This window comes from Tsuneonella suprasediminis, from assembly GCF_003605755.1.
In the GTDB taxonomy this organism is placed as follows: Bacteria; Pseudomonadota; Alphaproteobacteria; order Sphingomonadales; family Sphingomonadaceae; genus Tsuneonella; species Tsuneonella suprasediminis.
This window is the reverse complement of the sequence record NZ_RAHJ01000014.1, coordinates 353,036-379,542: the sequence shown is the minus strand read 5'-3', so window position 1 is coordinate 379,542 and position 26,507 is coordinate 353,036. Positions and strand designations below refer to the sequence as shown.

Genomic DNA, 26,507 nt, shown 5'->3' with positions numbered 1-26,507 from the left:
TAGACCCTTCCTCTCAGGAGTTAGGGCCTCCGACAATCCCGGGGCGGTTCAAAGGCCTACCTGACCCGGATCGTTACGCGCCTCTGCCTTGACCAGTTGAAGTCGGCCCGGGCGCGACGCGAGGAGTATGTCGGGGCGTGGCTGCCGGAGCCACTGGTGCAGCAGTCTGATGAAGAGACCATCGCCGACGACGTAACTCTGACGCTGATGATGGCGATGGAGCGGCTGTCACCGCTGGAGCGGGCTGCCTTCCTGCTCCATGACATTTTCGACACGCCGCTGATCGAGGTGGCATCTGTATTGCAACGAGAGCCTGCCGCGGTTCGTCAGCTCGCATCCCGCGCCCGTCGCCACGTCAGGGATGCGCGCCCGCGTTTTGAAATATCGCCGGAAAGCGCCGCCGATCTCGTGCGAGCTTTCCATGATGCCAGCACCAAAGGCGACATCCAGGCATTGAGCGGAATCCTTGCCGACGAAGTCGCGGTCTACTCAGACGGTGGCGGTAAAGTCCTCGCCTTCCGCAATATCGTGCGCGGTGTCGACCGGGTCCTGCGCCTGTTTCGCGGGCTGGCGCGCAAGGCCGCATACCGGCCCCGATTGCTTCACGTCGTGACGATCGACGGACTTCCCGGGTTCATCAGCATCGACCGGGGGGCTGCTTTGCAGACCACGGCGCTTGAGGTTCGCGACGGAAAGATCACTGCCCTCTACATCGTGCGCAACCCAGATAAGCTGCGGCATATCAAGGTGATGCTATCCGAGGGCTCGGTCTGACTAATCGAAAGTCAACTCAGGGCGGAGGGTCCGCTTTAGACAACTCCGAATGCAAAGCCGACCTTCAGCTTCGGCCCAATGTGAGCCGTTTGCTGTAACTGGCCGCGCCCCCGTCGGGCGCGGCCGCAATTTTTCGGCTTTCACCCAAGTAGTAAAGAGAGCCGGGGCCGCTCACGCGGCCCCGGCTTCATGCCGCTATTCAGCGGCGACGGCGTAGAAGCCTTCTCCGTCCTCGGCTTGCGCTTCGGGAGCCTCGGCCTCTGATGGCTGCTCCGCTTCCGTATCCGGCGTCCGCAGGATCACCGGCAACCATCCGGTCCCAGCCAGAAGCTTCTCGGCGGACTGCGCCATGTCGGCTTTCTTCATGTCCACGATCCGGCGCGCGGCATCCTCCGACACGCCTTCGGTCACGGCTTCGAGGATATGCGCCTTGGTGACACGGCCAAGATAGCTGTCCACGGTAGGTGTCCAGTCCTTTGCCATGTCGAGCGACACGGCGCTTGCCAGCCTGTCGGCGGTTTGCAGCGACCGTGGCTTGCGATCCCATGGCAGACGCAGCGCATTGACGGTGCAGGATACGCAATGCGCCAGCAGCGCCATCCGATCCTCATCGTCCAGAGCGACAATGAACGCCCACAGGTCCGCCACATCACGCGGCATCCGTTCGGCCCATGCCTCATGCGCCGCGTTTGCCTTGGCGGCCAGCGGCGTATCCTCGATCCCGTCCGCATGACTGCCCAGCGGGGTCACGGTCGGCCGAACCTCAAGACAACCGGCCTCGGCATAGTTGTAGAACAGTTGGGAGGTCAGCGTGTGGGTGAGCGCAATCGAAGCCATGTCGGGCCGCTCGCCAAGCGCCACGCGAAGGGCAAGCGTCCGGTGCGCAGACAGGTCGCGGGTCAGGGCTTCGGAAATCTGCTTGCCGACTTCCTCGTCCTCATCCTCGATGTCCTGCACGTCCTCATCACCTTCCTCGGCTAGCTCAGCCTCGACCGCCTCCGAGTCAGTGGCTTCACTTTCGGGCTGCGGATCGGCCAGCGTCTCATCCTCTCCCCGAACGAAACCGCGCTCGATCCTGACCGTACCGTCATGATTGAGAACGACGAACACACCGCAATGCGCGATCAGGTTGGCATTATAGGCTTGGCGCTTGTCGGAAAGTGCGTCGATCTCGGCTTCCAGCGCCTCGACCTTCGCAGCCACGTCCTCCGGCATTTCGTCATAGTTATCGTAGCCCTCAACAATCTGGTCATACTCGACTGACGCTGCCTCCAACCGCGCCTCGTCCTCATCGGACAGGGCAACGGGTTCGGGATAGAAGCGCCGCATGCCGTGGGCATGGGGATAGTCGATATGCGCCTCGGCCCATTTCCAGCCTTCGGCCTGCACTTCGTCGGCAATTTCGCGCAGCTTCTCTATGGCAAGCATGTCGAGCAAACCCGCATCCTCGAAATAGCCGCCACCTTCATCGGCAAACAGGTCGCGGATGATCGCGCCGCCCGCTTCTTCATAAGCGGCCTCGCCCACGAGGATCGCGCGGCGATCATGACCGGGAACATTGGCGGCGGTGAGGTCGCGCCGGATAATCCACGGTTCGCGGTTGTGGTGCAGACTCTCGAATACCTGCTCCTGCCGGTCGTGGTCCTCGGTAATGGCAAAGGCCATCAATTGGTCCAGCGTCAGCCCGTCCTCACGGTACATCTGCAACAGCTTCGGAGACACGGCGCCAAGGCGAAGCCGCTGCTTCACGACATGGGCGGACACGCCGAACCGCGCACCGATTTCCTGCGCCCCCCAGCCTCTGGTTTCGGAAAGCTCGCGGAACCGCTCGAACTGGTCGGCGGGATGCATGGGAGTGCGGGTGACGTTCTCGTCCAGACTGATCTCGGATGGATCGTTCTCGGTATCGAGCCAGCAGCGCACCGGATCGGACTTCTTCATCTTCCTGCGCTTGGCGCACAGCAGCATCGCCTGCCTGCGGCCTTCGCCAGCGGTGACGAAATAGAAGCCGGTCGGCGTTCCGTCCTCCTTCACTTCGGGTTCAACGACAAGGTTCTGGATCAGCCCTTTGTGCGCGATGGATGCGGCCAGCGCCTCGATGGCATTTCCCCCATGCGGCACCTTGCGCGCATTGCGCGGGGACTTCTTGAGCTTATTCAATGGCACGAAAATCTCGACGCCCGACACAGGCTCTGCAGCGGTGGTTTCGGTAACAGCGTTCATCACACTTCTCCTTCAACACACACTCACCCCGGAATGGGGTGGGCGGTGAAAGAGCGAACCGAAGGCCCGCCGGCAGAGCCGGAGCGCACCCGCAGGGCCGGAACGATAGAGGAGGTAAGCGCGCAAGCGCGTTGCGCCCCGGCGCGGCGGGCCTAGAGGGAAGCGTCGCCCACCCCACCGACGGGGAGAGCCGCAAACACGCGCGATCGGGACGGCGAATGCCCTGGCCCGATCTCCGCACTTACGGAAAGACACAAATCTGCGAATGCGGATTTACCCATCGGCGCGGAGGGCCGAGCGGGGCGTTGCGGGGTGTCCCCGCAGAAGGGGTAGCGGGAGACCTATGGGCTCCCGGTCAGGGGAAGGCTTTCCCCTCACACTCATTTCGTGTGGTGAGAAACGAACGGATCGTTTCTGGCGGAAATCGAAGGGCTTATGGAGGTGGAAACACCAAAGCTTGTGAGTTTTGGCGACGACCAAAGTGCAAAACGGGAGATTGCAAGGCCCATATGGTACTGAGTTTATTGGAGATTTTGGCGCACCCAAGAGGATTCGAACCTCTGGCCTCTGCCTTCGGAGGTCTGAGCTACCCAGTCTAGCCGGGTTTCTCGAAGTCTAGCCCCGATAGGAAAAGCTCGACTTTCTTAGGATTTACACTAGGAACTCGTCTATCCGGGTATAGGCGGGTTTCACCCCAGCGCCTGTTTTAGGGTTCCCCATCGTTTCCCCGGAATGGATAGGAGATGACGAATGGCGACGCAACCCGAGGCCGTTGAACATGAATCAAAGCGTGACACGATCACCGACAAGGCCATCGCTAAGCTGAGGGCCGAGCCGGGGAAGCGGCTCGAGTGGGCCGATACAGTTGTTCCGCAACTCCGGCTCCGGGTCAGCCAGAAGGGCGCGAAACATTGGTCAGTGGTTTATCGCGTCTCAGGCGCGGGAGACGGCGGCAAGAAGGGTAAGATGAGGCGGATGTCGCTGGGCGACTACCCGCGCGTCACCATCGCAAAGGCCCGAGATGCAGCGCGTGATGCCCTCGATCTCGCAGAGAAGGGAGTGAACCCGGCCCAGCAGCGTAAGACCGAGGCGATTGAGCGAAATGCTCGCACCTTAGAGGCCATCGTCGAGCGGTTCATCGAAGAATACGCCAAGCTCGAGCAGAAGGAGTGGAAGTCCACCAAGGCGTACTTCGACAACTACGTGCTGCCTCGCTGGACAGGGAGGGTCATAGACGAAATCGGCCGCGCTGACGTTTCTGCCCTCCTGTCGAAGGTTCGCGAACAGGGCATCGAACGCGCACGGGAACGCGCCGAGAAAGCAAAGAAGCCAAGGACCGAAGATAGGTATGAACTAAGTGGCCTTTCGGCTGCGCGGGAGGTCCGCAAGCGCCTCCGCACTCTCTTCTTTTGGGCCATCGAAGAGGAGATGATCGCGGTCAATCCGGTTGTCAGCATCAAGACCAAGAAGGCGCAGAAGGCATTCGCCTACAAGGCCCGCACCCGGTCGCTATCGGTTGATGAACTCCGGCGCGTTTGGGATGCAGCCGAGGAACTCGGCTATCGGTACGGTCGCGTGATTCAGCTACTGATCCTAACCGGGCAGCGCCGTTCCGAGGTCGCCAATCTCAACACCGACTGGCTCGATATGGATAAGCGATGCGTGACGGTCCCCGCATGGCACTACAAGACTGATAAGACGCACACTTACCCTCTATCGGACCCGGCGGTAGAGATCATCAAAGATTTGCCCAGCTACAAGGCCTTGCCGGAGAAGATCGAAAAGACCCACCATCTGTTTCCCACCGACAAAGGGGACAGGCCGATAAGCGGCTTTTCGAAGGCGAAATTGCAACTTGATGCCAAGATCGCTGAGCTAGGCGAGAAGGACGGTTTGCCACCGCTTGAGCCTTGGACAGTTCACGACATTCGCCGCTCGGTGAAATCTGGAATGTCCGAGCTGGGCATTCCCCACCTCCATTCGGAGCAACTGCTCGGTCACCTCATCCCCGGCGTGGGCGGCATCTACGACACGCACGATTATATGAAAGAGAAGCGCGAGGCTGTCGATTTATGGGCTAAGAAACTGCTGAACAAACAGAGCCCTAGAGAGAAAAAGCACCAAAAAGCACGCGCTGACCGGGGATAGCGCAATACAATTTTCCCTATCCCCGGTCGAAACTCCTTAGGCCCTCCTCAGACGCGAATATCCGGCTTTAGAGGAGGGCATTGTGGCCCAGCGACAAATACTGCTCACGATCTCCGAGGTCTCCGAACTGACCCGGCTGAGTAGGCCCACGATCTACAATTACATCCGAGACGAAACGCACGACTTCCCGAAGCAGGTACGCCTCGGGCCGAACCGGGTTGTCTGGGTGAAGAGTGAGATCGACCGATGGCTGAAGAGCCGCCGTGATGCCCGCCGCGAAGAGCCGCAAGCCGCCTGAAAAATAGGCCGCCGCTCTGACCAAGAGCGGCGGCCCGATTCACAGGGTGGAAAGGGAGACTTTCCGTGAGTGACTATAGTGTCTCCGGCTCCGAGGACGAAGGCTCGACCGTTGAGCCGGACCTGCCTGAGGCCAAGCTGGAAGAGGCCCTTGCACATGTAAAATGGTTCAGGCCGGAAGGCCCGTGGACCATCACGGCTATCTTCCCGGATGGAGGACCTACTAAGACAGAGACCTTCGGACCTGAGAACGAAGAGGGCTTCCTGCGCTGGCTGGAAGAGCGAACGACCGAGGGCATGAACCTGTATTTCATGGTCAACCCGGCGCGAACCTTGCTGCGCTCGAAAGCGAAGAAGGAGGACGTGGAGGACCTCGCTTGGTTACACGTTGATGTGGACCCGAGGAAAAAGCCTGAAAGCGACAACACCGCGCCCGAACAATGGTTCAGTCAAGAGCGGAAGCGGATTGTACAGGACCTAGAACGCTTCAATCCAGCCCCCACGCTCATCATCGACAGCGGGGGCGGCCTTCAGGGCTTCTGGCGGCTCGATGACCCGCTGTACATCGGCGGCAACATTCCGGCGGCTGAGGAGGCGGAAGCCTACAACCAGCAGCTTGAAATCATGCTCGGTGGCGATGCCTGCCACAATTGCGACCGCATCATGCGGCTTCCCGGGACGATCAACCGGCCCAACAAGAAGAAGAGAGCTGCTGGCCGCGTCCCCCGGCTGGCAGCGGTTCTCGAGCGCCATGATGATGCAGAGCATATATATGGCTTGGGCGAGTTCACCCCGGCACCCCGGGTCCAGAGTGACGATGGCGGCCTTGTAGCGCCCGCCGTAAAGATCAGTGGGAACCTCCCCCGTCTGAAGGACCTCGATGAGCTCCCGGAGAGCGTGACCCCCCGAACCCGCATGCTCATCGTTCAAGGTGATGATCCAGAGGATCAGTTGCGTTATGATTCACGCTCTGAAGTCACCTTCGCAGTCTGCTGCGAGCTCGTCCGGGCCGGGTGCGATGACGATACGATAGCCGCTGTTATCACTGATCCAGACTTTGGAATTGCGGCTCATACTCTCGACCAAAAAAGGCCTATGGCATACGCTGCCCGACAGATTCAGCGCGCCCGGGAAGAGGTCGAGGAGCCGATGCTGCGTAAGCTGAACGAGCGCCACGCTGTGATCAGCGACATAGGCGGCAAGTGCCGCGTGGTTGGCGAAGTATTGGATCGCAATCTTGCCCAACCGCGTACACGCATCTCGAAGCAGAGCTTCGAGGACTTCCGCAACCGTTACATGAACATCAAGGTCCAGACCGGGGTCAACAAGGACAACAGCCCGAGTTACACACCGGCCGGGAAGTGGTGGCTCGAGCATCCCATGCGTCGCCAATATGAGACCATTGTCTTCGCTCCCGGCAGAGAAGTCCCTGAGGCATATAATCTGTGGCAGGGCTTCGCGTGTGAGGCCTTGCCAGGTGATGCACACCAGCCCTTTCTCGAGCACCTGAGAGATAACGTCTGTCAGGGTGACGACGACCATTTCCAGTACCTCATCAGCTGGATGGCTCGAGCGGTCCAGAACCCGGGCGAGCAGGGCCATGTCGCTGTTGTGCTTCGCGGCGGGCGCGGGACGGGCAAGGGCTCGGTGGCGCAGATATTCGGTTCGCTGTGGGGTCGGCATTTTCTGCATATCAGCAGCGCGAAGCATCTGGTGGGCCAATTCAATGCACACCTGCGCGATTGTGTTGCCCTATTCGCTGACGAGGCTTTCTATGCGGGTGACAAACAGCACGAAAGCACGCTCAAGACCCTCGTGACCGAGGATACACTCATCGTCGAGGGGAAGGGCATAGATGCTGAGGTTGCGCCGAATTACGTCCACCTGATTATGGCATCGAACGATGACTGGGTGGTGCCTGCCGGGGCAGACGAACGGCGTTACTTCATTCTCGATGTTGGCGACGGGAAGAAGCAGGACAAGGCCTACTTCCGAGCGCTGCATCAAGCGATGAATCAGGGTGGCCGGGAAGCGCTGCTACATTATCTGATGACGATGGACCTGTCCGACTATGAGGTCCGGGAGATACCGCAGACAGACGCCCTGCGTGACCAGAAAGAACAAAGTTTGAAGCCACAGGAAGAATGGTGGCTCGATGTTCTGAGAAGCGGGGTCATACCGGGAACGGTCGAGCCGTGGCCCGTGAAGATTGACGGCAGTGATGACGAGCCGGAGGAGCAGGATAAGTTTCGACGTTCCAACGGCACTTTCGAACGGCCCGGCCTGTTCGATCTGATGCGACAGGCAGCACCCGCTTTGAGAGTGTCTGATCCATCGCTAGGTCGCTTCTTGCGAAAGCAGGGCTTTGGATCGGGACTGATCCAACCGGGTGCCACTACCGCCCGGGGGTGGATATTTCCGACTGACTTGGCGGATGCGCGGGCAGCGTGGATCCAGCGATACGGGGGCGGTGACTGGGGTTTCGATGACCGCTTGGAATGGATCAAACCGGACGAATAGTCGCTTCGGAGCGGACAGTCGGATTTCAGATTGCATCCGACTGTGAGGAAAGCCACTCGATTCATGGCCTTAGGCCCATCGCAGTCGGATAGTCGCGATAGTCGGACACTTCTGCTTCGGAGATGCGCGAAGCCCAAAAGGGACCTCTAACCACTAAGCGGGACTTGTTCGAGAATATCCGACTAATCCGATTATCCGACTGGATCGAAGAAAAGAACAATAGAGAGAGGGGGTTAGCGCAGTCGGATTTCCAGTCGGATAGTCGCTTACCGAGGTTGTTGTGTGGCTTCCACCTGTTTGGGCTTCCCGCCGCCTGCCGTTGCCGCCGTTCGGCCTACGCGCGCGCGGGCGCGAGATCGCTGGACTGGCTGTCGGAGCTCTTCCTCTCCGAGGCCCAGCCCCCTCCGCCGAAACTATCGCATTTCGTGGGCTTCCACGCGATGCCAGTTAATTCAAGGAAGCCGAGGGGAAACGCGACACCATTACGGCCGGAGGGAATTGAGGACCTTCCAGCTAGTATCGCTGGGCCGCTTCACCTTCCAGAACCGCCAGCCGTTGACGTTCGTGTCAGTGATAGCGCAGGCGGCCTCGGAAGGGGTCTTCCGCTGTTTCCCGTCGCTGCCGATCCAAGCGCCATCCTTGATCTCTGCTGAGTACGTCCGGCCCTTGTAGGTGACGCGAAGCTGCGTCCCGTTGGGCAGGAACACGCCCTTCATTTCGAGACCGCCAGAGGAAGCTTGGTCTGCATCCGCCGGTTCCGGCTCCGCATCCATGCCGAGGAGCTCTCGAATCACATCATTGTAGGTTGTTGTCTCGCTCGCCCGCCGGGCGGTGAGCTCCTTGTAAACATCGAAGTCGATTTCCACTGTTGCCATTGCGGCCTCCTATCGTCTGTCGAATCACCTAATAGCATAAATAGTAGGAATAGCAACTATGGGGCTATTCATAGCTATCAACGCTTCGCCGTTCGTTCCGTTGGCCGCGCCAGCTATCGTTCCGCAATGAAGCTGACCGACCGCCGCAAGAAGGCCTTCCTGAGCGAGCTCAAGCTCCATGGCATCCTCGTCCGTGCCGCTCGGGCCGCCAGTCCGCGCGCATCGGCCCGGTACGGCGCGGTCCAGACGTTCAAGGACGAGCGCGAGCGTGATCCCGATTTTGCCGCGCAGTGGGACGAGGCGATGGACGCTGCCGAGGCTGCAATCGAGGCCGAGATATACCGGCGCGCGCAGGAGGGATGGGACGAGCCGATATTCGGGGGCCGCCATCGTGAAAAGATCGTCGGCACGGTCCGCAAGTATTCGGACCGCCTGCTCGAGCTTCGAGCCCGGGCGATGCTGCCCGCCTATCGGGAGACGCACGGCATAGCGGTGAACAAGCAGGTGACGCACACGGTCGATGCCGGGGTGTTGGGCGATGCTGTCGCGAAGGTCGCCCTTCAGATGGCCGAGAACCTCCGCCCGGCGCTCCCGGCTCCGGCACGGGTGATCGACCATGAATAGGGACAGCGCTCTCGACCTCCTCGCCTTCGCCGTGGGCTATCGCTTGATGACCCCGGCCGAGCGCCGCGCCCTGCGCATCTCGGTCCTGTACGAGATGGGCGAGGCTGCGCCTGCGACCCCCGAATTGGCCGTCCTGTGGCATGAGGACCGGCTGATTCGGGGCGAGCGGGAGCCCACCAGCACCTATGACCGCTGGGTCTTGATGAAGGCCCGGGACGAGGCCGAACGGCCCGCATTCGATGAACATTTCTGGCGCGCCCGAAGGTCTGACCTCGAGGGCGCAGGCTTCGAGCCGAAGGAGGCGCGCGACGTGATCGCATCGGTGCGCGCGTCCTTGGGCAACCCCACAGGAAAGGAAGGAGACGACAATGGGAATTTGGAACAGCAAGCGGCCTGACGGCCCAGAGCCGGATGGCGGACACACCGACCGCCTGCGCGAGATCGCTGCGGAGAAGGTCGAGGCGGCCGAGCGCTTTTCGAAGGGCATCGCGGCCGCCGGGGAGGCGATGACAGCCCTTTTCGATAGCGAGCGGGCATTCCTCGCTGAGTATCGCCAGCGCTACGGCTCCGAGGCGCACTCTGGTTCCCGTCTGATGCACCAGTTCCGGGGCTCTCTGTTGGGCGAGCTCGAGCTGAACGCGCCGGACCTTCTCCGCTACCTGAACCAGCCCCGCCAGTCCCGGGCGAAGGCCCAGACGGTCGCATCCCTGATAGCCCGGCAGGTCGATAATGACCTGTCCTCCCTGCCTACCGAAAAGGAACCCGCACAATGACCCTGCCCAAGAAGATGATCGTCCGCGATATGACGGTGAACGAGATTTCGACTGTGGACGTGCCCGCCGTGAAGGGCGCGACCGCCGTGATCCTGAAGAGCTCCACTGCCACGTTGCGCAAGAACGCAGCCGAGGTCGCCGCTGGCGAAGCCGCGCCGCTGTATAAGGCGGCTGAGTACGCGGATGCGATGATGGTGCGCGCCGGGGAGATCGCCCTCGAGAAGGGATGCACCCCCGGCAAGGCCCTCCTCGACCACTCCGGCACCGACCTGGTGCTGATCGAGCTCGCCTGTGCCGAGCGCTCGGCTGAGGTCGCCTTCCGCAAGGCCCGCACCGATGCGGTCTATGAGGCAAGCGACCAATGGACCTGACCGAGGAGGCGGTCCTCGACCACTATATGACCCGCTTCGACGAGCGGACCCGGAGGGCGCACACCGTTGCGCTCTCCGCAGCCATCGCCACTGTAAAGGACCGCTGGCCCACCCTCGAGCTCGTCCGGCGCGTCTCGAACATCTACGGCGTGGCAGTCGAGGAGCTCGCTGCGTTCTTTGGGCTTATCCGACAGCCCGGGGAGCGGGAGGTCTGGGTGGACGTGTTCCGCTCGCCCGACAACCAGCATCTCGTCCGCAACACGATGAACGCGGGCCAGCGCCGGGCCTACGGGACGATGCTGGCGATGCTCGAGGTCGCGTGAGCAACGCGGGCCTGACCCATATGGGGCGCAAGCGCCGGGATGTGCATGGCGAGCCCATGCCGACCGAGACCCGACCCTGCCTCCGATGTCGCAAGCCCTTCGAGAGCGAGGGGCCGCACCATAGGCTGTGTGGGCCTTGCGCCAATCGGGTCAGCGAAACGAGCCCCTACGCTGTATAGCCTAAGGGGCTGGCAAATAGTTGACTTCGAGGTTAGCCATACCACTCGCAACAGAGTGGAATTCATGGCGCAAGTTCGACCGATCTTTCAGCCCATTGTGGCAGGGCATAAACACGCAGACCAACTAATTTCGCTCGCTGGCGAGCCTTGGATGACAGACCTGCTGATCTCTTCGGCGTTCGCCAATTCGGCTGGGGTTAGCGCCGTATCGGCGGCTATTGCTCCCGTAGCGGGCAATACTCGTGCCTTCATCGGTGTCCGTAACGGCTCGACAACCGCTCAAGCGGCGGCGGCCCTGCTTAAACTCGGCATTCAACTATACGGGGTGGACACAGCGTCCCGCAGCCGCATTTTCCATCCGAAGGTGTATCTCGCCTCTAGCGCCAATCGGTCACGAGCAATTATCGGCAGCGCGAACCTGACACATCCGGGATTGTACAATAACATTGAAGCAGGAGCCGATCTCGAGCTCGACCACGCTGATGCTTCCGACAAGGCATTCGTGGACGGTTTTCTCGACGGCTTCGCGGACCTTGTAGCCAATCATCCGCTGCACTGTTTTCCGATTACATCCGGCCGCCAGATTGTCGATCTGCTTAAGCAGGGCTTGCTCGAGGATGAGCGAAACCCCAAAACTCAGACTGCCTACGGCGCTGGGAAACAGGGAGCACAAACAAGCAAGGCGCCCATCGCGCTCCCGCTAACTGCACCGCCAAAGAAGAAGGCTCGGAAGCCGAAGCCACCTGCGCAGGGCGGCGGTCAAAATACTGTCACCGCCCCGCCAACTTTCGGTCAGCTTGTTTGGGTCAAACCGAACCTACCCTCTTCGGACCTGCAACTCAATCAAGCCAGCGCAGTCCCGGGCGTACTGAGATTGACCCAAGCGAAGTACCAAGTGAACGGGCAGACCATCGACCAGACCACATACTTTCGTAATCAGGTCTTTTCGCAACTGAACTGGACGCACAACGCAACCAAGCAAAAGGATGAAGCGGACATTCCGGTCTCGCTCATTATTGCGGGTGTGTATGTGGGCGACTTCGACCTGTCGCTGAGCCACAAGGCAGCGTGGGCAGCGGGTCAGGGGAACTACACCACCGGCTTACATTGGGGCGATGCCACGCCGCATATCAAGCAGCCCGGTTTGCTCGGAAGGTCCCTGTATCTTTACGAGCCAGCGAACGGGCAATCGCGCTTCGTCATCGAGATCAACTAGGCGGGAACCGCTTCCGTCGAAGTCCTGTGCCGCCGATTGCGAAGCTTTCGCCAACCCTCGAGTGCGCTGGCTTGCTTCGCCTTCGAGATGCCGAGTGCCCCGAGGACTACCTTGCCTTGTCGCTCGAGCGTCTCGTGCGTGGGCCGGTTCCGTATGGAGTTATCGAGCTCGGCTAAGTCTAGCTCGGCCTTAGCGGGCATCGGAATCACCAGCCGCTCGATCTCGGATGGAATGAGTTCGAGGACGCCACCGCCATAGTGCCTTCCCTCGAGTTCGGCACTGAGCGCCGTGAGCGGATTGATGAAGCAGCCGACCAGCCGCTCCCCGTCCGCCTCCTTGGTGCGAATGCGGTACGCCGTGTCGGTCGTGTACGCGCCGATCTTGTTGAGGATTAGGCGTGGTGTGTCGTGGCAACGCTTGAGCATTCCCACTTCGGTCGAATAGACCGAAGGGACCTTGTACCAAGGGGCGCGAATGCGGCACTTGTAGCGGGTGTGCAGCTTCTCGGCTTCGCCGCGCTCGATGTACTGCCGCGCTTTCTTAGCCATCTTGTTGGGCGCGTCATCGAACCAGAGGAAATTGGTTGGGCTTCCCTTCTCGGCATTCGCTGCGTGCTGTTGTTCGTCATAAATCACGCCCGGGCAGTGTTCGCTGCGCCCGAACATCGGGTGCGCGTACTTGCTCAAGCCGTAGGCCTCGACGGTCGCGTCAGGGACGAGGAAGAACTTGTTCGCGCCAGTGACGATGCCCACGTCCACGCGCGCGATGTCATCAAAGCGATGTACGTCGGCATGAGCCTCGAGCTCGTCGAAGAGGTCACGGGTCTCGAGGTCGAGCAGCGCCCGGGTCCATTTGCCAGCGACCGTCTTGCCGTTGATCGACTGCGGCTCTGCGAAGACTTCGGATGGTGAGCGCCGGAGGAACTCTCGCCCACGGACGGGCACCATGCCGAGCCCTTCGGCCTTCTGCCTCGGGCTGCTGCGCTTCTCTGCCATGAGGATGACAGCGCCTTGCAGCGTTCCGTCGAACCAGAGCTCTTCCGGGTCGATGATGACAAGCCGCCGGCACTCCTTGCCGAGATAGCTGCGGAGCGATTGGGCGTGAGTGACGTGAATGATCTCGGCCGGGACCACCATCGCCAAACGCCCCCCGGGGCGCAGCAGCGACATTGAGGCGAGTATAAACGGCACCCAGGCATTGGTGTGCTTCGTGAACTTGAGCCCGAGCTCGTCAAAGATCGTGGCGGCCCGGACCTGAAATTGCGGAGGCAGGAACTGGTATCGAACGAATGGGGGATTGCCCACCGCGGCGTCGAATCGCTCACCGCCCTTCGTCATGTTCTCGATCGCCCAGCCGAGGAAGTCCTCGGAGCGGACGGCGGCCTTCGAAAGGTTGAGCTGCTTCGCTCGACGGGTGGCCTTGCCCGCCTCGTCGCTGTCAAGCTCGAAGCCAGTCAGGGCCGACTTCTCGAAGCCGCCAACATCGGACATAGCCTGAAAGAATGCACCATCACCGCAACTCGGCTCGAGGACCTTGTCGGGATTGATCTCTCCGACCCAGCGCGCGATGAACGAGGCGAGATCCAGAGGCGTGTAGTACCCGCCGCGCAGCTTTTGGGCCGTCTGGTCCTCGATGAATTTCACAGCCGCTCCCTTCGCATTGCCGTTTTGTTCTATCGGCTCAAGGTGCGTAGAGCAACTGGATAGCGACTCTGAGTCCCCATAGGAATCACTTCAGCCTAGAAATATTTTCCCTAGCCGTTTCCCCGGCTAAGACTGCCCCAGCTCCGAGGGTCCGAAAATCCCAGAAAAGCTGGTGCACCCGACAGGATTCGAACCTGTGGCCTCTGCCTTCGGAGGGCAGCGCTCTATCCAGCTGAGCTACGGGTGCAATGCCAAGAGGCGGGCGCTTAGCATTGCGATTTGTTGTGCACCAGCCCCTATCGTACCGCCCGCATGGCGATATTAGGAATTTGGCAAGTCGTCGACAGTATCCGCAAGGGGATGAATGCAATGACCGACCTCCCATCCAAGCGGCGATTCGCTGCCGCGGACTTGCGTGATGCGAGTGCAATGGACGTTCAGTGGGCCGCTCTGCAAGAAGCCGGATCGGCGGTTGCAACACTTGCTGGGCTAGCGTTCGAGAAGCAGGATGCGCGGGTGCAGAGGTTTCCCATAATGATCCGTGACGCAGCTGGATGGCGGCTTGATCTGGCGATGCAGGGCGTTTCCGACATGATCGCAATGATGGAGCCTGGCGTAAAAGCTTTGCTGGCTGTCGCAGATCGCGGTCAGGATCCTACTGCTGCGGCTTTTTCACTTTGGTGCGAATTTCGCGAAGCGCGAAGCGCGCTGATGTCGCTAGTCCCCGACAGTGATTGTCCTTAGCTTTTGCAGAGGGCCTGATTGCAAGACGCGGGACGCATTCACAGCACTTGACTAAGTTCGCGTTATGTTCCAGTGCCGCAGGAATGGTTTCGCCTGATTATCCAGCCGTTCCGTTATCGCCGCGGGCTAATGTGGTTCGGTCCGATGCCGCGACCGTTGCGCGCGGCATCTGTCGGCTGCTAGCCCGTAACGATATTTGGTGTATGGCCGAAATGCCTCTCCGCAATGGGCGGCGAGCGGACCTGATGGGGATCGATCCTAAGGGGCAAATCATCATTGTGGAAATCAAAGTCAGCCAGACTGATCTTTTGGGTGATAGCAAATGGCGGGACTATCTGGATTTTTGTGATCGCTTCTATTGGGGTTTGCCTCCGGCGCTCGACCGGGCAGTGCTCGACGGCGGCGATTTCAGGCCAGATCGGTGCGGTGTAATCGTGGCAGACGGCTATGACGCAGAAATTATTCGTCCCGCCACTACACATGCACTGGCCGCTGCCCGACGAAGAGTCGAAGTGGAGCGGCTCGCCCGCGCAGCCCTGAGGCGGCAATTAGTTGCCGCCGACCCATCTTGCGCTACCTGGGGACACCCCGATAGCGGGGGGCTTTAGTAGCCGGTTAAGGCAAGGCATAAGCAGATGATGGTGTGGTCTGCTATTTTCCTGTCCGCTCTGGCGATGACTGTAATAATTGCTTTGCGCTATATCGTCTCCAGCGGACTGTTCGCATGGATCAGTGTGCGGATGAGGCCGGGCATATACGATGGCCAGAATCGCCAGATTCAACGGGAAATCGGCTGGTCCCTGTTATCCGCGGCGATTTACGGCATTCCGGCCGGCATCGTAGCATGGGGATGGCAGGCGCACGGATGGACCCTGGTTTATACTCGCTGGGATGCTTATCCCCTGTGGTACCTGCCGGTTGCGCCACTGGTTTATCTTTTTCTCCACGATACCTGGTTTTACTGGACGCACCGGCTGATGCACCGGCCGACTTTGTTTCGGGCCATGCATGCAGTCCACCATGCAAGTCGGCCGCCGACCGCTTGGGCGGCGATGAGTTTTCATCCTTACGAAGCAATTACCGGCGCAGTTGTGATACCTGTTTTGGTGTTCTTAGTGCCAATTCATGTTGCCATGTTGGGCATCGTACTGTTGATCATGACGGTGATGGGGATCATCAATCATATCGGTTGGGAAATCGTCCCCCGCAGTATCATTCATTCCCGGTTGGGGGCATGGCTGATAACCGCCAGCCATCACCATCGCCATCACGAGCAGTATCGATGCAATTTCGGGCTTTATTTCCGCGTGTGGGACCGCCTCTGCCGTACCGACGGTGGGCTATCGGAGCCATAACGTTTTCAGGCGCGGCGCTGATTCCGATCAGCCCGCAGGCCGCGCCGGTTACTGTCGGCCCGTTCAGCAATGTCCATGTGGAGATCACTGGTCTGCGTTCGGCCAAAGGGCTGGTCCGGGTTTGCATGACACGCATTCCCAGATCATTTCCCGACTGCAAGGACGATCCTGCCTCCCGGCAAATGTCCGTCACTGCTGATAAAGCGCTCAAGCTGACGTTTACCGACGTTCCGGTCGGATCATGGGCAATTGCCGTACTCCACGATGAGAACAGCAACGGCAAAGCAGATAAGGCCCTGATGATCCCGCGGGAAGGGTTTGGCTTTTCGCGCGATGCGCCGGTACGTTTTGGGCCACCCCGATTCAAAGACGCTGTTTTTGCGGTGCCGCAGGATGATGTCTCCATATCGATCCGCATGCGCTACATGCTATAAGTCACCCTCGCCGTAGCCTTCCAATCAGGCCAGATCGCGAATACAACGCCTTCACTTAACGCCTTTTTTACCACAGACGGGCAAAGTACTCCCAATCAGTTTTTTGGGGGCAGTGCCGCAGACATGGATACGCTTAGCGGACAATTCGGAAGTTTCGGGCTCGGCGACGAGGTGGAAGACTATCCGATCGACAGCGACGACACTGGACGTGAGCTGCCGCCGAGCCCAATCGGGCAAGACGAACGGCGCATGCAAGTGCGAGCCTACAACCACTGGGCCAGCCAACTGGCGGAGCGCAATTTCCCTGATATCGAGGATCTATCTCCGGGCGATCTGCCTGACTTCGGCCCTTATTCAGTGCTTCTCGATTTCACCAACGGCATCGAAGACCCTTCTATACGCTTCCTTGGCGACATGCTCGCGCAGGAATGCGGAGCGGAGAATGGCTATGGCAAATTGTCGGATGTCCCCAGCCGATCATTGTTGAGCCGGATTACCGATCATTACATGCAGATTCTGGCGAATCAGGCGCCGATCGGCTTCGAGGCCGAGTTCGTCAATCAACGCGGAGCCACGATTCTTTATCGCGGCATTCTTCTGCCTTATTCCAGCGACGACGACACGATTGATTTCATATATGGCGTAATCAACTGGAAAGAACTGGCCGACCAGCTAACCTCTGACGAACTGCTGCTGGAAATTGATCAGGCCATTGCAGTGGACGGTGACGATTTAGCGCATGAAATTGCGGCAAACAGCGCCCTGCCAACACCGCATGCGCCCGTGCATGGCTGGGCCGATGGCCCTGCTGATGCCGATACTGATAGCGGCGCTGCCGCAAGCACGCATTCGCTGCCTATGCCTTCATTCGGTATCGAACCCGCCGAATATGCCGATAACGACGACGGTCCCATCCCCAACTATGAACACAAGGGGGGCAACCTCTATGATGCGATCGAAGCGTCCGATGACGATGGGCCCGACGACAACCGCTTCGCTTCGCTATTGTCGCTAGGTGGCATTGCTGCAGAAGACGAGGAACCGCTCGACGAAGATACGTTCGATATACAGGACACAAGCGACAGTGCAGATAGCTGGTCCGAAAGTGAGAATGCCACTGATCCGCTTTCCTCACTGCGCCCCAGGCCGCTGACAAAAACCCCGCTCGATCTGTCAGTGATGACGAATGTCGCCCCAGACGGACGATCTGGCATGGAAACTGACTACACCTCGATCAAATCAGAATCGGGATTTGCGGGCAGTGATGACGCCTCCCTCTTCGATTGTCTCGCTGAAGCACGCGAGCTCGCCCAGACGGCCCGCAATAGCGAGGACCGTAGCCGAGGCGCACTCTATGCCGCTGTCGGGCGGGCATATGACGTCAGTCTGGCTGCGGCGGAGGCACCGGACGATTTCGCTGATATTCTGGCGGACAGCGGCCTGACCATGCAGGATCGCTCACCGATGACTCCAGTGGTGAAGCTGGTCTTCGGCGCCGATTACGACAAGACACGCATCACCGAATATGCTGCGGTCCTCAGCCATGCACAACGACTGGGCGTGGCACGGGGCGCACTTGCGCGCTTCCTGAGTGATGCGGAAGGCGGGCTGAAGGGTGTGGTTCAGGCCGAACGGGCGCTAAGGCGGTCCGAACAGGGTGAGCCAGAAAAACGTGAAACCCCGCGAGAAGCATTGGCGCGCAAACTGCGGGCAATTGCCCCCCTCGGTTTTGAAGATATCGTTGAAGACGGCCCTGAATTTTCACTGGTCATGATCCGTCGCGATGGTGATGGCAATATCGTCGTCCTCGGCGAAATTGCCGATGATATTGGCATGATCGAAAAAGCGGGTCGCAAGCTCGTCGCCTGAATGGCGAGATCGCATCCGGGTGCAACGCAGGCTTCAGTTCCGGTTCAGGGCAAAACCCGCTAGACACCGGGCCAATGCGCCCCTTCTCTTCTTCGCTAACTCGCCTCACCGCCACGGCACTGGCCTTGATGGCTGCGTTCGCGCTGGCGATAGAACCGGTCGCCGCGCAATCGATCCTGCGTGACAGTGAAACCGAAGCTTTACTGCATGACATGGCCCTGCCGCTGATAAAGGCGGCAGGGCTCGATCCCAGGAATGTCGATGTCGTGCTGGTCGGCGACCCGTCGATCAACGCGTTCGTTGCGGGCGGGCAGGCCGTCTATATCAACTCCGGCCTGATTGCCGCCGCCGACAATGCCAATGAAGTGCAGGGCGTGATCGCGCACGAATTGGGCCATATCACGGGCGGCCATGTGATTTCCGGCGCCGGGTCGAAAGAGGCGACAGGCATCTCGATCCTTTCGTTGCTGCTGGCAGGCATGGCTGCCGCTGCCGGCGCGGGCGATGCGGCGATGGGCGTCGCGATGGCAGGGCAGCGGGCCGCAATGGGTAAATACCTCGCTTTCAACCGCGGTCAGGAAAGTGCCGCGGATGCGGCGGGCGCTCAATATCTTTCCAAGGCGGGCATTTCCGGGCGCGGATCGATAGAATTCTTCAAGAAACTGCAGAATCAGGCATTCCGTTATGGTTACTCCCCCCGGCCTGACGACGAATATGTCTCCACTCACCCGATGACGAGCGATCGTATCGCGACACTGACGGAAACCTATCGGCGCGATCCGGCATGGACCAAACCCGATGATCCACAACTCGATACCCGATTTGCCCGCGTGAAGGCCAAGCTCGAAGGTTATATCGAAGATCCGCAAGCGACACTGCGCGATTATCCGCCCAGCGATCTGTCGGTTCCTGCCCGCTATGCCCGGGCATATGCCTATCACAAGGAAGCGTTGATGGATAAAGCGCTGGCAGAAACGGATGCACTGATCAAATCCGCGCCAGACGATCCTTATTTCCTCGAATTGGAGGGGCAGGTTCTTCTCGAATCCGGGCGCCCCGCCGATGCAATCGCACCTTTACGCAAAGCGACCGATCTTTCCGGCAATGCCCCGTTGATCGCATCGCTGTTTGGCCATGCTCTGATCGCAACCGAAGATCCCGCTCATTACGACGAAGCTGAGCAGGTGCTTCGCAATGCCGTCGCTCGCGACAGATACAATCCTTTCGCCTGGTATCAGCTTGGCACGATATACGCTTCTAAAGGCGATATGCCGCGCGCCCGTCTGGCCAGTGCGGAGCAGCAGGTGATGAGCCGCCAGTACATGGAGGCCATGCGTAGCGCCAAAGCAGCACAGGCCGGATTGCCGGAGAATTCCGCGGACTGGCTGCGCGCACAGGATATCGAATTCGAAGCGCGGCAGGCGCTTGAACGAATGCAAAGGCGCAACTAGCGGACATCCATGAACAGGCTACTATCCTTCGTTCCCATCGCGCTGGTGGCGCTGATCTTCGGATTTCTCGGAGCTTGGGCTTTCACGCTTACGCCGCTGCATGGTTCAGCCACGCGAACATGGCTGGTGGAAAACCCCGACATCCTGCCGGAAATGGCGCAGGCCCTGCAAGAGCGTGACAGCGCGCGCCAACTGGCGGGCATTCGCGGCGAAGTGGAAAACCCGTTTCCCGGTGCGGTGTTGGGCAACCCCAATGGCACTGTCACACTGGTCGAATTCAGCGACTATGGCTGCACGTTCTGCCGTCACTCGGTCGGAGATGTGAAGAAACTCATCGCCGCCAATCCCGATTTGCGGGTTGTTGTCCGCGAATGGCCAATCTTTAACGGGAGCGAAGCTGCCGCGCGCATGGCGCTGGTGGCCGCAAAGCAGGGCAAGTTCGCGGCATTCCACGATGCGATGTTCGCAAGCGGCCCGCCGAGCGCAGCGACGATTGCCGCTGCTGCGGAAAAGGCCGGAATCGATATGAGAGCCGCCAGGGAACAGGGTGTGGCGCAGGACGTGACATACGAACTGCAGAAAAATCATCAGTTGGCTCAACAGCTTCGTTTCGAAGGCACGCCCGCATGGGTGATCGGCAATCAGGTCATCGGTGGTGCGGTCGGCGAAGCGAATCTGGCGAAGGCGATTGAGGCTGCACGCAAATCGCCAGCCAAGTGATGCCCCTCCTCCGAAACGCCCTTCGAACGCTTACTTGCCTTCTTGCAATTGCTGCTCTTCCGATAGGAGTAGGACCCGCCCGCGCCGGGATTGAGGAAGATCGGCGGGCGCTGGCCGAATTGCAAACAGGCGACCTGCGCTTGCAGGCGGTTGGCTGGCGACTGGCGCAAGCCAATGCACCTTTCTGTGCCGACGCGCACCCCGCCATCGGGCTGTTGTTGCAGGATATGGCCAATTATGGCGATCCCGATGCCATGCGCGCCGCCGCTGGAATTGCCGGAGACGTGGCAGTCGAAGCCGTGGTCCCCGGATCGCCCGCCGATGCCGCAGGTCTGGCCACGAACGATGAAATTCTCTCCATCGGAACGCGGCGCATGGCCGATTTGCCAGCAGCACCGCCGGGAGACTGGCAGCGATTGACCGGTCTGCACGATCTGATGGATCAGGTGCTGGCACAAGATGGCTCCGTCCACATCGAATGGCGCCGTGCCAGCGATGGCACAGTTCATTCCGCTCTCATCGCCGGTATCCCGGTTTGCCCAAGCCGTTTCGAACTGCTCGCCAAAGGGGGTACTGCAGAAGCCGATGGCAGGCGTGTGCTGATCGGGCGGAAGTTCTCCGGTGTTGGCTATAGCGAACCTCTGTTTGCCGCTGCCGTAGCGCACGAACTGGCGCATAATCTGTTCGCTCACCGTGCATGGCTGGGGCACGTGGGCCGCAAGCAGAAGAATATCCGGCTGACCGAGCGCGAGGCCGACCGGCTCATGCCCTGGCTGCTGGCCAATGCGGGTTACGACCCGCAATCCGCTGTCGATTTCTTCAAAAAATGGGGTCCGCGCAACGACGGATGGATATTCCGCGCCCGGACACACGATGGCTGGGACGAGCGCGCCGAATTCGTTGCCGCAGAGCTGCCGAAAATCGAGCAGCTAATGGCGAGCGAAGGAAAGGCCGACTGGCCGACACATTTCAAGCGTACCGTGCCGGTGGGCAATCGGTAACCGGCCGAACCTGGCTGTTGGCCCAGCGGGATTCGTATCAGACCGCCTCCGCCGCTTTTGCGTAAAGCGAATTGAGGGGGCGCGTCATTATGCGACGCACCATTGGTTCGAAAAACTCCAGTGGCTCGCTCTGATAATCGGGATCGAACGCAGCCTGATCGTATTTCTCGCAAAATTCGGCGCAGGCACCGAAATACGGATGATCGCGAAACTGGTCGCGGGCATTCTGATCCATGCCCAGGAAGTGAAAATAATAATATCCCTGAAAATGCCCGTGGTTCTGGCAGATCCAGTGCACTTCCTCGCTGACAAACGGCTTGATAATCGACGCTGCGACTTCGGGGTGGTTGTAGCTGCCCAACGTATCGCCGATATCGTGCAGCAGAGCCATCACGACATATTGTTCGTCCCGCCCGTCGCGATGAGCACGTGTCGCCGTCTGCAACGAATGTTCGAGGCGATCGACCGGAAATCCGCCGAAATCGCCATCGAGCAATCGCAGGTGGTCAAGCACACGATCGGGCAGCCCTTTGGCAAATGCCATATACTCGCCGCCGATAATCGCCCAGTCCTGCGCAGTGCCTTCCTTCATTTCCCGGAACTTTGCTCTATCTGCCGCACCGTGCGGGGCGTCTTTGGCTACATCCATGACATCTCTCCTCTTTGTGTACTCTGTATCGGAATTTGCATTGCACGACAAAACTTGTCTCCTGATGCGGTGCGATTAGTTTAGAGGCATATTATGGCTATGCTGCCCATCAGTCCCGCCCCGTTCTTTGCAAACAAGAATCGTGCATTCTGGCACCTGCAGCTCGCGGGTTGGGGCGGCGTGCTGGTCCTGCGCGCGATGTCGGTGCTGGCCAACGATCAACCGGTCGAGCTGTTGCTGCTGGTGATCGTGGAGATCGTAACCGGCTTTGCCATCAGCCTCATCCTTTCGGTGATATATCGCCAGTTAATCCGGCGTTCGGCACTGGTGACATGGGGCGTGACAGCGCTGGTGCTCATGGGATCGGTCGCGGCATATGCGGCCATCGATTCATGGTTCCAGGGCATTTATTACTCCGGCATTCGCGAAACGTCGTTCGTGCAGCGTATGGTTGCGCTGGCATATCTCGATGGCACTTTGCTGGGTGCATGGTCTGCGCTGTATTATGCGATCAACTTCTTCCTCACGGTGGAGGAACAGGCCGACCGGCTGGAACGACTGGAAGCACAGGCGACCAGCGCGCAGCTGGCGATGCTGCGTTATCAGCTGAATCCGCACTTCCTGTTCAATACGCTCAATTCGATCTCAACGCTCGTGCTGTTGAAACAGACCGAACCCGCCAATGCGATGCTGACCCGGCTTTCGGCGTTCCTCCGCCATACGCTGGTCAGCCAGCCCGGCACCAAAGTGACAGTGGCACAGGAAGTGGAAACGCTGAAACTCTATCTCGACATCGAGCGGATGCGTTTCGAGGAACGTTTACGCACCGAATTCAACGTCGAACCGGAAGCGGCAAAGGCCTGTTTGCCGTCCATGTTACTGCAACCATTGGTCGAAAATGCGATCAAATATGCCGTCAGCCCACAGGAAGAAGGCGCTCAGATCAGCCTGACCGCGCAACTCGTCGGACAACGGCTGCGCGTTGCCGTGTCCGACACCGGCCCCGGCTTGCGCGACCGGAAAGAGCGGGCCAATTTGCCGCTCGTCCTTGCGGGTGCAGGCAGGACCGTGTCGACCGGCGTGGGCCTTGCCAATATCCGTGATCGTCTCGCTCAAGCATATGGTGATGACCACCGTTTCGAAATCCGCAACCCACCTGACGGAGGCTTCACGGTGATTATCGAAATCCCCTACGAATCCGCCGATGATTCAGCGCAGATTGGCGCGCCAGTGAAACCAGCTGCGCCGCCATCCGTTAGCGCTGCACCTATCCCTCTTACGCGCGAACCATCGCGCTCGATTGGAACGACATCCGCATGACCATCCGTACTCTTATCGTTGACGATGAAAAACTCGCGATTCAGGGACTGCAGCTGCGACTCGAAAAATTTGAAGACGTGGAGGTAATCGGAACTTGCGCCAATGGGCGCGAAGCAATCCGCTCGATCAAAACCGAAAAGCCCGACCTTGTTTTTCTCGACATCCAGATGCCCGGTTTCGATGGGTTTTCGGTGGTCAAAGGGGTGATGGAGATTGAACCCCCGCTGTTCGTATTCGTCACTGCGTTCGAAGAACACGCGATCCGTGCGTTCGAAGCGAATGCCGTCAATTATCTGATGAAACCGGTCGACGAAGACAAGCTGGCCGATACAATCGAGCGGGTTCGCGTCCGCATGGCTGAAAAGCGCAGCGCGGAAGAGGCGGAAAAGCTTAAGAACGTGCTCAACGAAGTCGCCCCCGATGCTGCCGAAGAATTCGCAGAGGGCGACGGCGAAAGTGCCGATCGCTATGAAAAGCTCATCAACATCAAGGATCGTGGACAGATTTTCCGGGTGGAGATCGAAACCATCGAGCATATCGAAGCAGCCGGCGATTACATGTGCATCTACACCGGCGATAACTCGCTGATCCTGCGCGAAACAATGAAGGACCTCGAACGGCGTCTGGACCCGCGCAAGTTCCAGCGCGTGCACCGTTCGACCATCGTCAACCTCGACCAGGTGCGTCAGGTCAAACCGCATACCAACGGCGAGTGCTTCCTAGTGCTGGAAAGCGGTGCCGAAGTGAAAGTATCGCGCAGTTATCGCGACGTAGTGGCCCGCTTCGTTCACTGACCTTTGCCCAAACGACTATCGCCCCACTCGATATGATCATGCACGCGGCTTGAGGCGGAAGAAATATTGCGCCACACCGCGCGCATGACCGATTTCTCTCTCCCCGGTTTCGACCTGTCCCGCTTCATTTCGGAAACGCTGGCCGAAGATCTCGGCATCGGATTGCCGAATGGCGGGCGCGACGTGACCAGCGAGAGCGTGATCCCTGCCGAAGCGCAATTTTCCGGTGTCATGGACAGCCGCGATGCCATTGTGGTGGCGGGGCTGCCGGTGGCGGTGGCGTTTTTCCGCGCGCTCGATCCCGATATGGAAATCGAATTGCTGGTGTCCGATGGCGATCCGGTCACCCCTGGCACCGATCTGATGCGATTGAAGGGCAACGCCCGCGCGATGCTCACTGCCGAACGCAGTGCACTGAATATAGTGCAGCATCTGTCCGGGGTCGCCACGCTGGTGCGCGAATATGTGCAGGCGATGGACAATCCCGATTGTACATTGCTCGATACCCGCAAGACGATCCCCGGCCTGCGCCATCTGGAAAAGTATGCTGTTCGCATGGGTGGGGGCAGCAATCACCGCATGGGATTGTGGGATGCCGCGATGATCAAGGATAACCACGTCCTTGTCGCTGGTTCAGTGCGCGAAGCAGTACAGCGGGCAGTCAGTGCCGGAGTGAAAGAAATCATCTGCGAAGTCGACCGGATCGATCAGGTCGAACCCGCGCTCGCCGCCGGGGCAACCCGCCTGCTGCTCGATAATATGGAACCGCCGACTCTGCGCGAAGCGGTCGCACTGGTGTCCGGTCGCGTCCCGACAGAGGCAAGCGGCGGAATCAATCTCGATACGATCAAAGCGAAGGCTGCGACAGGCGTGAACTACGTATCAGTCGGACGCCTCACGCAAAGCGCGCCTGCCGCCGATATCGGGCTGGACTTCACCGCATTGTGATCGCGCCTATGCTCTGTCGGGCATTCCGACCCACCCCGATTCTGGCGATTCTGGCGCTGCCTTCGCTCGCTCATGCCCAGGCCTATCAGTGCCGGGTGCCCAGCACAGTGACTGTACCTCACGTGCGGCCCGATGGGCCGCAACGCAAAATGCCAGTCACCGGCTACACTCTGGCGCTGAGCTGGAGCCCGGAATTTTGCAAACCCCGCAAATCCAGCCCTGCACACTCAACCCAATGTTCTGGCCGCAATGGTGATTTCGGATTGATCGTCCATGGCTTATGGCCCGATGGCCGCACTAGCTGGCCTCAATGGTGCGCGAACCCGCGACGTGTGCCTCCGGCAGAGGTACGCCGTAACCTGTGCATGATGCCATCCGCTCGCATTCAGGCGACCGAATGGGCCAAACACGGCGCTTGCATGGTGCGTACACCCGCAGCCTATTTCAAAGTCACCCGCATCTTGTGGGAGGGGTTGCGCAAACCCGATCTCGACCGCCTGTCACACGACCGCGCGCTCACAGCAGGCAAGATTCGCGATGCGTTTGTCCTCGCGAACCCGGACTGGCCACGCAGCGCAGTAGGCCTGTCCATCAATCAGCGCGGATGGCTGGAAGAACTGCGGCTGTGCTATGCTAAAAACTTCATGCCGACCGCATGTGATCGGCAGCGTTTCGGGCCGAAAGACGGGACACACGTGAAAATCTGGCGTGGTCTTTGAGTTCACCCAGGCTTAGGACCGATTACCGCCGATCTTGAAAGAACCCTCGTAACAGCTCCGCTGCCTCGCGCTCGCCCAATCCTGCGATCACTTCGGGCCGGTGCAAACAACCGGGCTGATCGAACACTCGCGCCCCATGCGCCACCGCGCCCCCCTTGGGATCGGGCGCACCATACGTCACACGCGCGATTCGGGCATGAACGATAGCGCCCGCGCACATCGCGCACGGCTCCAGCGTCACGAACAATTCGCACCCTGTCAGTCGCTCGCTCCCCAGCACACCCGCGGCAGCGCGAATCGCAGCGATTTCAGCATGGGCAGTGGGATCGTGCGATTCGCGTGGCGCATTACGCCCTTCACCCACGATTCGGCCCTTCATGACGATTACCGCCCCCACAGGCACCTCCCCCGCCGCCGCCGCGTCGGCAGCGAGCGCCAGAGCGCGTTGCATATAGGGGGGCAAAGGCCAGCGGGTCATCATGCGATGCGGTAGCGCGAAGCTTGACGATTCGCGAGCCTCTCGCTATGCGCGCGCCT

The 26,507-nt window shown here is 59.9% G+C and carries 27 protein-coding genes and 1 tRNA gene; 22 read left to right on the top strand and 6 right to left on the bottom strand.

The annotated features are described in order from the left end of the window. Nucleotides 1–60 precede the first annotated feature (60 nt). Nucleotides 61–774 (top strand): RNA polymerase sigma factor SigJ, encoded by a 714-nt coding sequence (sigJ, locus tag D6858_RS05390; protein WP_276308684.1) that lies wholly within the window; start codon nt 61–63, stop codon nt 772–774. A 195-nt stretch (nt 775–969) separates the two neighbouring features. Here the strand turns inward: sigJ and D6858_RS05385 are convergent, their stop codons facing one another. Continuing rightward, nucleotides 970–2,997, bottom strand: coding sequence for a ParB/RepB/Spo0J family partition protein (locus D6858_RS05385; RefSeq protein ID WP_120107877.1), 2,028 nt, complete (start codon nt 2,995–2,997; stop codon nt 970–972). A 750-nt stretch (nt 2,998–3,747) separates the two neighbouring features. On the opposite strand from D6858_RS05385, the gene D6858_RS05380 reads away from it, so the two are divergent. From D6858_RS05380 to D6858_RS05370, 3 genes are all read left to right on the top strand, one after another. Further along, nucleotides 3,748–5,145: a tyrosine-type recombinase/integrase gene (locus D6858_RS05380; protein ID WP_120107875.1), complete on the top strand. Its 1,398-nt coding sequence runs from the start codon at nt 3,748–3,750 to the stop codon at nt 5,143–5,145. 82 nt (nt 5,146–5,227) lie between these two features. Next, a complete protein-coding gene (locus D6858_RS05375; RefSeq protein ID WP_205664882.1) occupies nt 5,228–5,443 on the top strand; it encodes a helix-turn-helix transcriptional regulator in 216 nt (71 codons plus the stop codon). A gap of 65 nt (nt 5,444–5,508) precedes the next feature. After that, nucleotides 5,509–7,962 (top strand): DUF5906 domain-containing protein, encoded by a 2,454-nt coding sequence (locus D6858_RS05370; protein WP_120107873.1) that lies wholly within the window; start codon nt 5,509–5,511, stop codon nt 7,960–7,962. Nucleotides 7,963–8,444: 482 nt separating this feature from the next. Here D6858_RS05370 and D6858_RS05365 read toward each other — a convergent pair whose 3' ends face one another. After that, nucleotides 8,445–8,837 carry a DUF2924 domain-containing protein gene (locus D6858_RS05365; protein ID WP_120107871.1) on the bottom strand — a complete coding sequence of 131 codons (393 nt, stop codon included), beginning with the start codon at nt 8,835–8,837 and terminating at the stop codon, nt 8,445–8,447. Nucleotides 8,838–8,963: 126 nt separating this feature from the next. Here D6858_RS05365 and D6858_RS05360 point away from each other — a divergent pair, with 126 nt between their 5' ends. The 6 genes from D6858_RS05360 (at nt 8,964) to D6858_RS15955 (ending at nt 12,323) form a co-directional block, all read left to right on the top strand. Then, nucleotides 8,964–9,461, top strand: a complete 498-nt coding sequence (locus D6858_RS05360; RefSeq protein WP_120107869.1) for a hypothetical protein — start codon at nt 8,964–8,966, stop codon at nt 9,459–9,461. After that, the gene (locus D6858_RS05355) at nt 9,454–9,858 is read left to right on the top strand and encodes a hypothetical protein (RefSeq protein ID WP_120107866.1); all 405 of its coding nucleotides are present in this window, start codon (nt 9,454–9,456) and stop codon (nt 9,856–9,858) included. Before D6858_RS05360 ends, D6858_RS05355 begins: the two co-directional genes overlap by 8 nt. After that, nucleotides 9,830–10,234 carry a hypothetical protein gene (locus D6858_RS05350; protein WP_120107863.1) on the top strand — a complete coding sequence of 135 codons (405 nt, stop codon included), beginning with the start codon at nt 9,830–9,832 and terminating at the stop codon, nt 10,232–10,234. The genes D6858_RS05355 and D6858_RS05350 overlap by 29 nt, the downstream gene beginning before the upstream one ends. After that, nucleotides 10,231–10,605 (top strand): hypothetical protein, encoded by a 375-nt coding sequence (locus tag D6858_RS05345; protein ID WP_120107861.1) that lies wholly within the window; start codon nt 10,231–10,233, stop codon nt 10,603–10,605. The genes D6858_RS05350 and D6858_RS05345 overlap by 4 nt, the downstream gene beginning before the upstream one ends. Continuing rightward, on the top strand, nt 10,596–10,928 hold the full coding sequence (locus tag D6858_RS05340) for a hypothetical protein (RefSeq protein ID WP_120107859.1): 333 nt from the start codon (nt 10,596–10,598) through the stop codon (nt 10,926–10,928). The genes D6858_RS05345 and D6858_RS05340 overlap by 10 nt, the downstream gene beginning before the upstream one ends. Nucleotides 10,929–11,162: 234 nt before the next feature. Continuing rightward, entirely contained in the window at nt 11,163–12,323 is a 1,161-nt protein-coding gene (locus D6858_RS15955) for a phospholipase D family protein (protein ID WP_205664881.1), read from the top strand. Here the strand turns inward: D6858_RS15955 and D6858_RS05330 are convergent. Then, nucleotides 12,320–13,966, bottom strand: a complete 1,647-nt coding sequence (locus D6858_RS05330; protein ID WP_120107856.1) for an N-6 DNA methylase — start codon at nt 13,964–13,966, stop codon at nt 12,320–12,322. The genes D6858_RS15955 and D6858_RS05330 overlap by 4 nt on opposite strands. A 170-nt stretch (nt 13,967–14,136) precedes the next feature. Then, nucleotides 14,137–14,213, bottom strand: a tRNA-Arg gene (locus tag D6858_RS05325). A 122-nt stretch (nt 14,214–14,335) separates the two neighbouring features. On the opposite strand from D6858_RS05325, the gene D6858_RS05320 reads away from it, so the two are divergent. The 8 genes from D6858_RS05320 (at nt 14,336) to D6858_RS05285 (ending at nt 21,540) form a co-directional block, all read left to right on the top strand. Beyond that, entirely contained in the window at nt 14,336–14,710 is a 375-nt protein-coding gene (locus tag D6858_RS05320) for a hypothetical protein (RefSeq protein WP_240623700.1), read from the top strand. Nucleotides 14,711–14,793: 83 nt separating this feature from the next. Beyond that, nucleotides 14,794–15,318, top strand: a complete 525-nt coding sequence (locus tag D6858_RS05315; protein WP_120107854.1) for an MmcB family DNA repair protein — start codon at nt 14,794–14,796, stop codon at nt 15,316–15,318. Between the two features lie 27 nt (nt 15,319–15,345). Next, entirely contained in the window at nt 15,346–16,065 is a 720-nt protein-coding gene (locus D6858_RS05310; RefSeq protein ID WP_120107851.1) for a sterol desaturase family protein, read from the top strand. 77 nt (nt 16,066–16,142) lie between these two features. Then, nucleotides 16,143–16,499 (top strand): DUF2141 domain-containing protein, encoded by a 357-nt coding sequence (locus D6858_RS16075; RefSeq protein WP_225082416.1) that lies wholly within the window; start codon nt 16,143–16,145, stop codon nt 16,497–16,499. Nucleotides 16,500–16,622: 123 nt separating this feature from the next. Next, nucleotides 16,623–18,368, top strand: coding sequence for a PAS domain-containing protein (locus D6858_RS05300; protein WP_120107846.1), 1,746 nt, complete (start codon nt 16,623–16,625; stop codon nt 18,366–18,368). A 128-nt stretch (nt 18,369–18,496) separates the two neighbouring features. Continuing rightward, complete coding sequence (locus D6858_RS05295; RefSeq protein ID WP_240623698.1) at nt 18,497–19,819, top strand: M48 family metalloprotease; 1,323 nt, start codon at nt 18,497–18,499, stop codon at nt 19,817–19,819. Between the two features lie 9 nt (nt 19,820–19,828). Further along, nucleotides 19,829–20,539: a DsbA family protein gene (locus D6858_RS05290; protein WP_120107842.1), complete on the top strand. Its 711-nt coding sequence runs from the start codon at nt 19,829–19,831 to the stop codon at nt 20,537–20,539. 119 nt (nt 20,540–20,658) lie between these two features. After that, a complete protein-coding gene (locus D6858_RS05285) occupies nt 20,659–21,540 on the top strand; it encodes a M48 family metallopeptidase (protein ID WP_120107840.1) in 882 nt (293 codons plus the stop codon). A 37-nt stretch (nt 21,541–21,577) separates the two neighbouring features. Here D6858_RS05285 and D6858_RS05280 read toward each other — a convergent pair whose 3' ends face one another. Next, entirely contained in the window at nt 21,578–22,189 is a 612-nt protein-coding gene (locus D6858_RS05280) for an HD domain-containing protein (RefSeq protein WP_120107837.1), read from the bottom strand. A gap of 93 nt (nt 22,190–22,282) precedes the next feature. Here D6858_RS05280 and D6858_RS05275 point away from each other — a divergent pair, with 93 nt between their 5' ends. The 4 genes from D6858_RS05275 (at nt 22,283) to D6858_RS05260 (ending at nt 25,970) form a co-directional block, all read left to right on the top strand. Continuing rightward, nucleotides 22,283–23,509, top strand: coding sequence for a sensor histidine kinase (locus tag D6858_RS05275; RefSeq protein WP_120107835.1), 1,227 nt, complete (start codon nt 22,283–22,285; stop codon nt 23,507–23,509). After that, entirely contained in the window at nt 23,506–24,303 is a 798-nt protein-coding gene (locus D6858_RS05270; RefSeq protein ID WP_120107833.1) for a LytR/AlgR family response regulator transcription factor, read from the top strand. The genes D6858_RS05275 and D6858_RS05270 overlap by 4 nt, the downstream gene beginning before the upstream one ends. A gap of 84 nt (nt 24,304–24,387) precedes the next feature. Next, on the top strand, nt 24,388–25,251 hold the full coding sequence (gene nadC / locus D6858_RS05265) for a carboxylating nicotinate-nucleotide diphosphorylase (RefSeq protein ID WP_120107831.1): 864 nt from the start codon (nt 24,388–24,390) through the stop codon (nt 25,249–25,251). A gap of 8 nt (nt 25,252–25,259) precedes the next feature. Then, nucleotides 25,260–25,970 carry a ribonuclease T2 family protein gene (locus D6858_RS05260; protein WP_120107829.1) on the top strand — a complete coding sequence of 237 codons (711 nt, stop codon included), beginning with the start codon at nt 25,260–25,262 and terminating at the stop codon, nt 25,968–25,970. A gap of 22 nt (nt 25,971–25,992) precedes the next feature. Here the strand turns inward: D6858_RS05260 and tadA are convergent, their stop codons facing one another. Then, nucleotides 25,993–26,448 (bottom strand): tRNA adenosine(34) deaminase TadA, encoded by a 456-nt coding sequence (tadA, locus tag D6858_RS05255; RefSeq protein ID WP_120108009.1) that lies wholly within the window; start codon nt 26,446–26,448, stop codon nt 25,993–25,995. Nucleotides 26,449–26,507: the final 59 nt, after the last annotated feature.

What these genes read in the sequence shown, in the direction of transcription:
- D6858_RS05385 (WP_120107877.1), bottom strand. Translation starts at nt 2,997, where the DNA reads ATGAACGCTGTTACCGAAACCACCGCTGCAGAGCCTGTGTCGGGCGTC.
- D6858_RS05300 (WP_120107846.1), top strand. Translation starts at nt 16,623, where the DNA reads ATGGATACGCTTAGCGGACAATTCGGAAGTTTCGGGCTCGGCGACGAG.
- D6858_RS05315 (WP_120107854.1), top strand. Translation starts at nt 14,794, where the DNA reads ATGGTTTCGCCTGATTATCCAGCCGTTCCGTTATCGCCGCGGGCTAAT.
- D6858_RS05290 (WP_120107842.1), top strand. Translation starts at nt 19,829, where the DNA reads ATGAACAGGCTACTATCCTTCGTTCCCATCGCGCTGGTGGCGCTGATC.
- D6858_RS05380 (WP_120107875.1), top strand. Translation starts at nt 3,748, where the DNA reads ATGGCGACGCAACCCGAGGCCGTTGAACATGAATCAAAGCGTGACACG.
- D6858_RS05360 (WP_120107869.1), top strand. Translation starts at nt 8,964, where the DNA reads ATGAAGCTGACCGACCGCCGCAAGAAGGCCTTCCTGAGCGAGCTCAAG.
- D6858_RS05340 (WP_120107859.1), top strand. Translation starts at nt 10,596, where the DNA reads ATGGACCTGACCGAGGAGGCGGTCCTCGACCACTATATGACCCGCTTC.
- D6858_RS05320 (WP_240623700.1), top strand. Translation starts at nt 14,336, where the DNA reads ATGACCGACCTCCCATCCAAGCGGCGATTCGCTGCCGCGGACTTGCGT.
- D6858_RS05270 (WP_120107833.1), top strand. Translation starts at nt 23,506, where the DNA reads ATGACCATCCGTACTCTTATCGTTGACGATGAAAAACTCGCGATTCAG.
- D6858_RS05275 (WP_120107835.1), top strand. Translation starts at nt 22,283, where the DNA reads ATGGCTATGCTGCCCATCAGTCCCGCCCCGTTCTTTGCAAACAAGAAT.
- D6858_RS05355 (WP_120107866.1), top strand. Translation starts at nt 9,454, where the DNA reads ATGAATAGGGACAGCGCTCTCGACCTCCTCGCCTTCGCCGTGGGCTAT.
- D6858_RS05345 (WP_120107861.1), top strand. Translation starts at nt 10,231, where the DNA reads ATGACCCTGCCCAAGAAGATGATCGTCCGCGATATGACGGTGAACGAG.
- D6858_RS05310 (WP_120107851.1), top strand. Translation starts at nt 15,346, where the DNA reads ATGATGGTGTGGTCTGCTATTTTCCTGTCCGCTCTGGCGATGACTGTA.
- D6858_RS05280 (WP_120107837.1), bottom strand. Translation starts at nt 22,189, where the DNA reads ATGGATGTAGCCAAAGACGCCCCGCACGGTGCGGCAGATAGAGCAAAG.
- tadA (WP_120108009.1), bottom strand. Translation starts at nt 26,448, where the DNA reads ATGACCCGCTGGCCTTTGCCCCCCTATATGCAACGCGCTCTGGCGCTC.
- D6858_RS05260 (WP_120107829.1), top strand. Translation starts at nt 25,260, where the DNA reads ATGCTCTGTCGGGCATTCCGACCCACCCCGATTCTGGCGATTCTGGCG.
- D6858_RS05350 (WP_120107863.1), top strand. Translation starts at nt 9,830, where the DNA reads ATGGGAATTTGGAACAGCAAGCGGCCTGACGGCCCAGAGCCGGATGGC.
- D6858_RS05365 (WP_120107871.1), bottom strand. Translation starts at nt 8,837, where the DNA reads ATGGCAACAGTGGAAATCGACTTCGATGTTTACAAGGAGCTCACCGCC.
- nadC (WP_120107831.1), top strand. Translation starts at nt 24,388, where the DNA reads ATGACCGATTTCTCTCTCCCCGGTTTCGACCTGTCCCGCTTCATTTCG.
- D6858_RS05295 (WP_240623698.1), top strand. Translation starts at nt 18,497, where the DNA reads ATGGCTGCGTTCGCGCTGGCGATAGAACCGGTCGCCGCGCAATCGATC.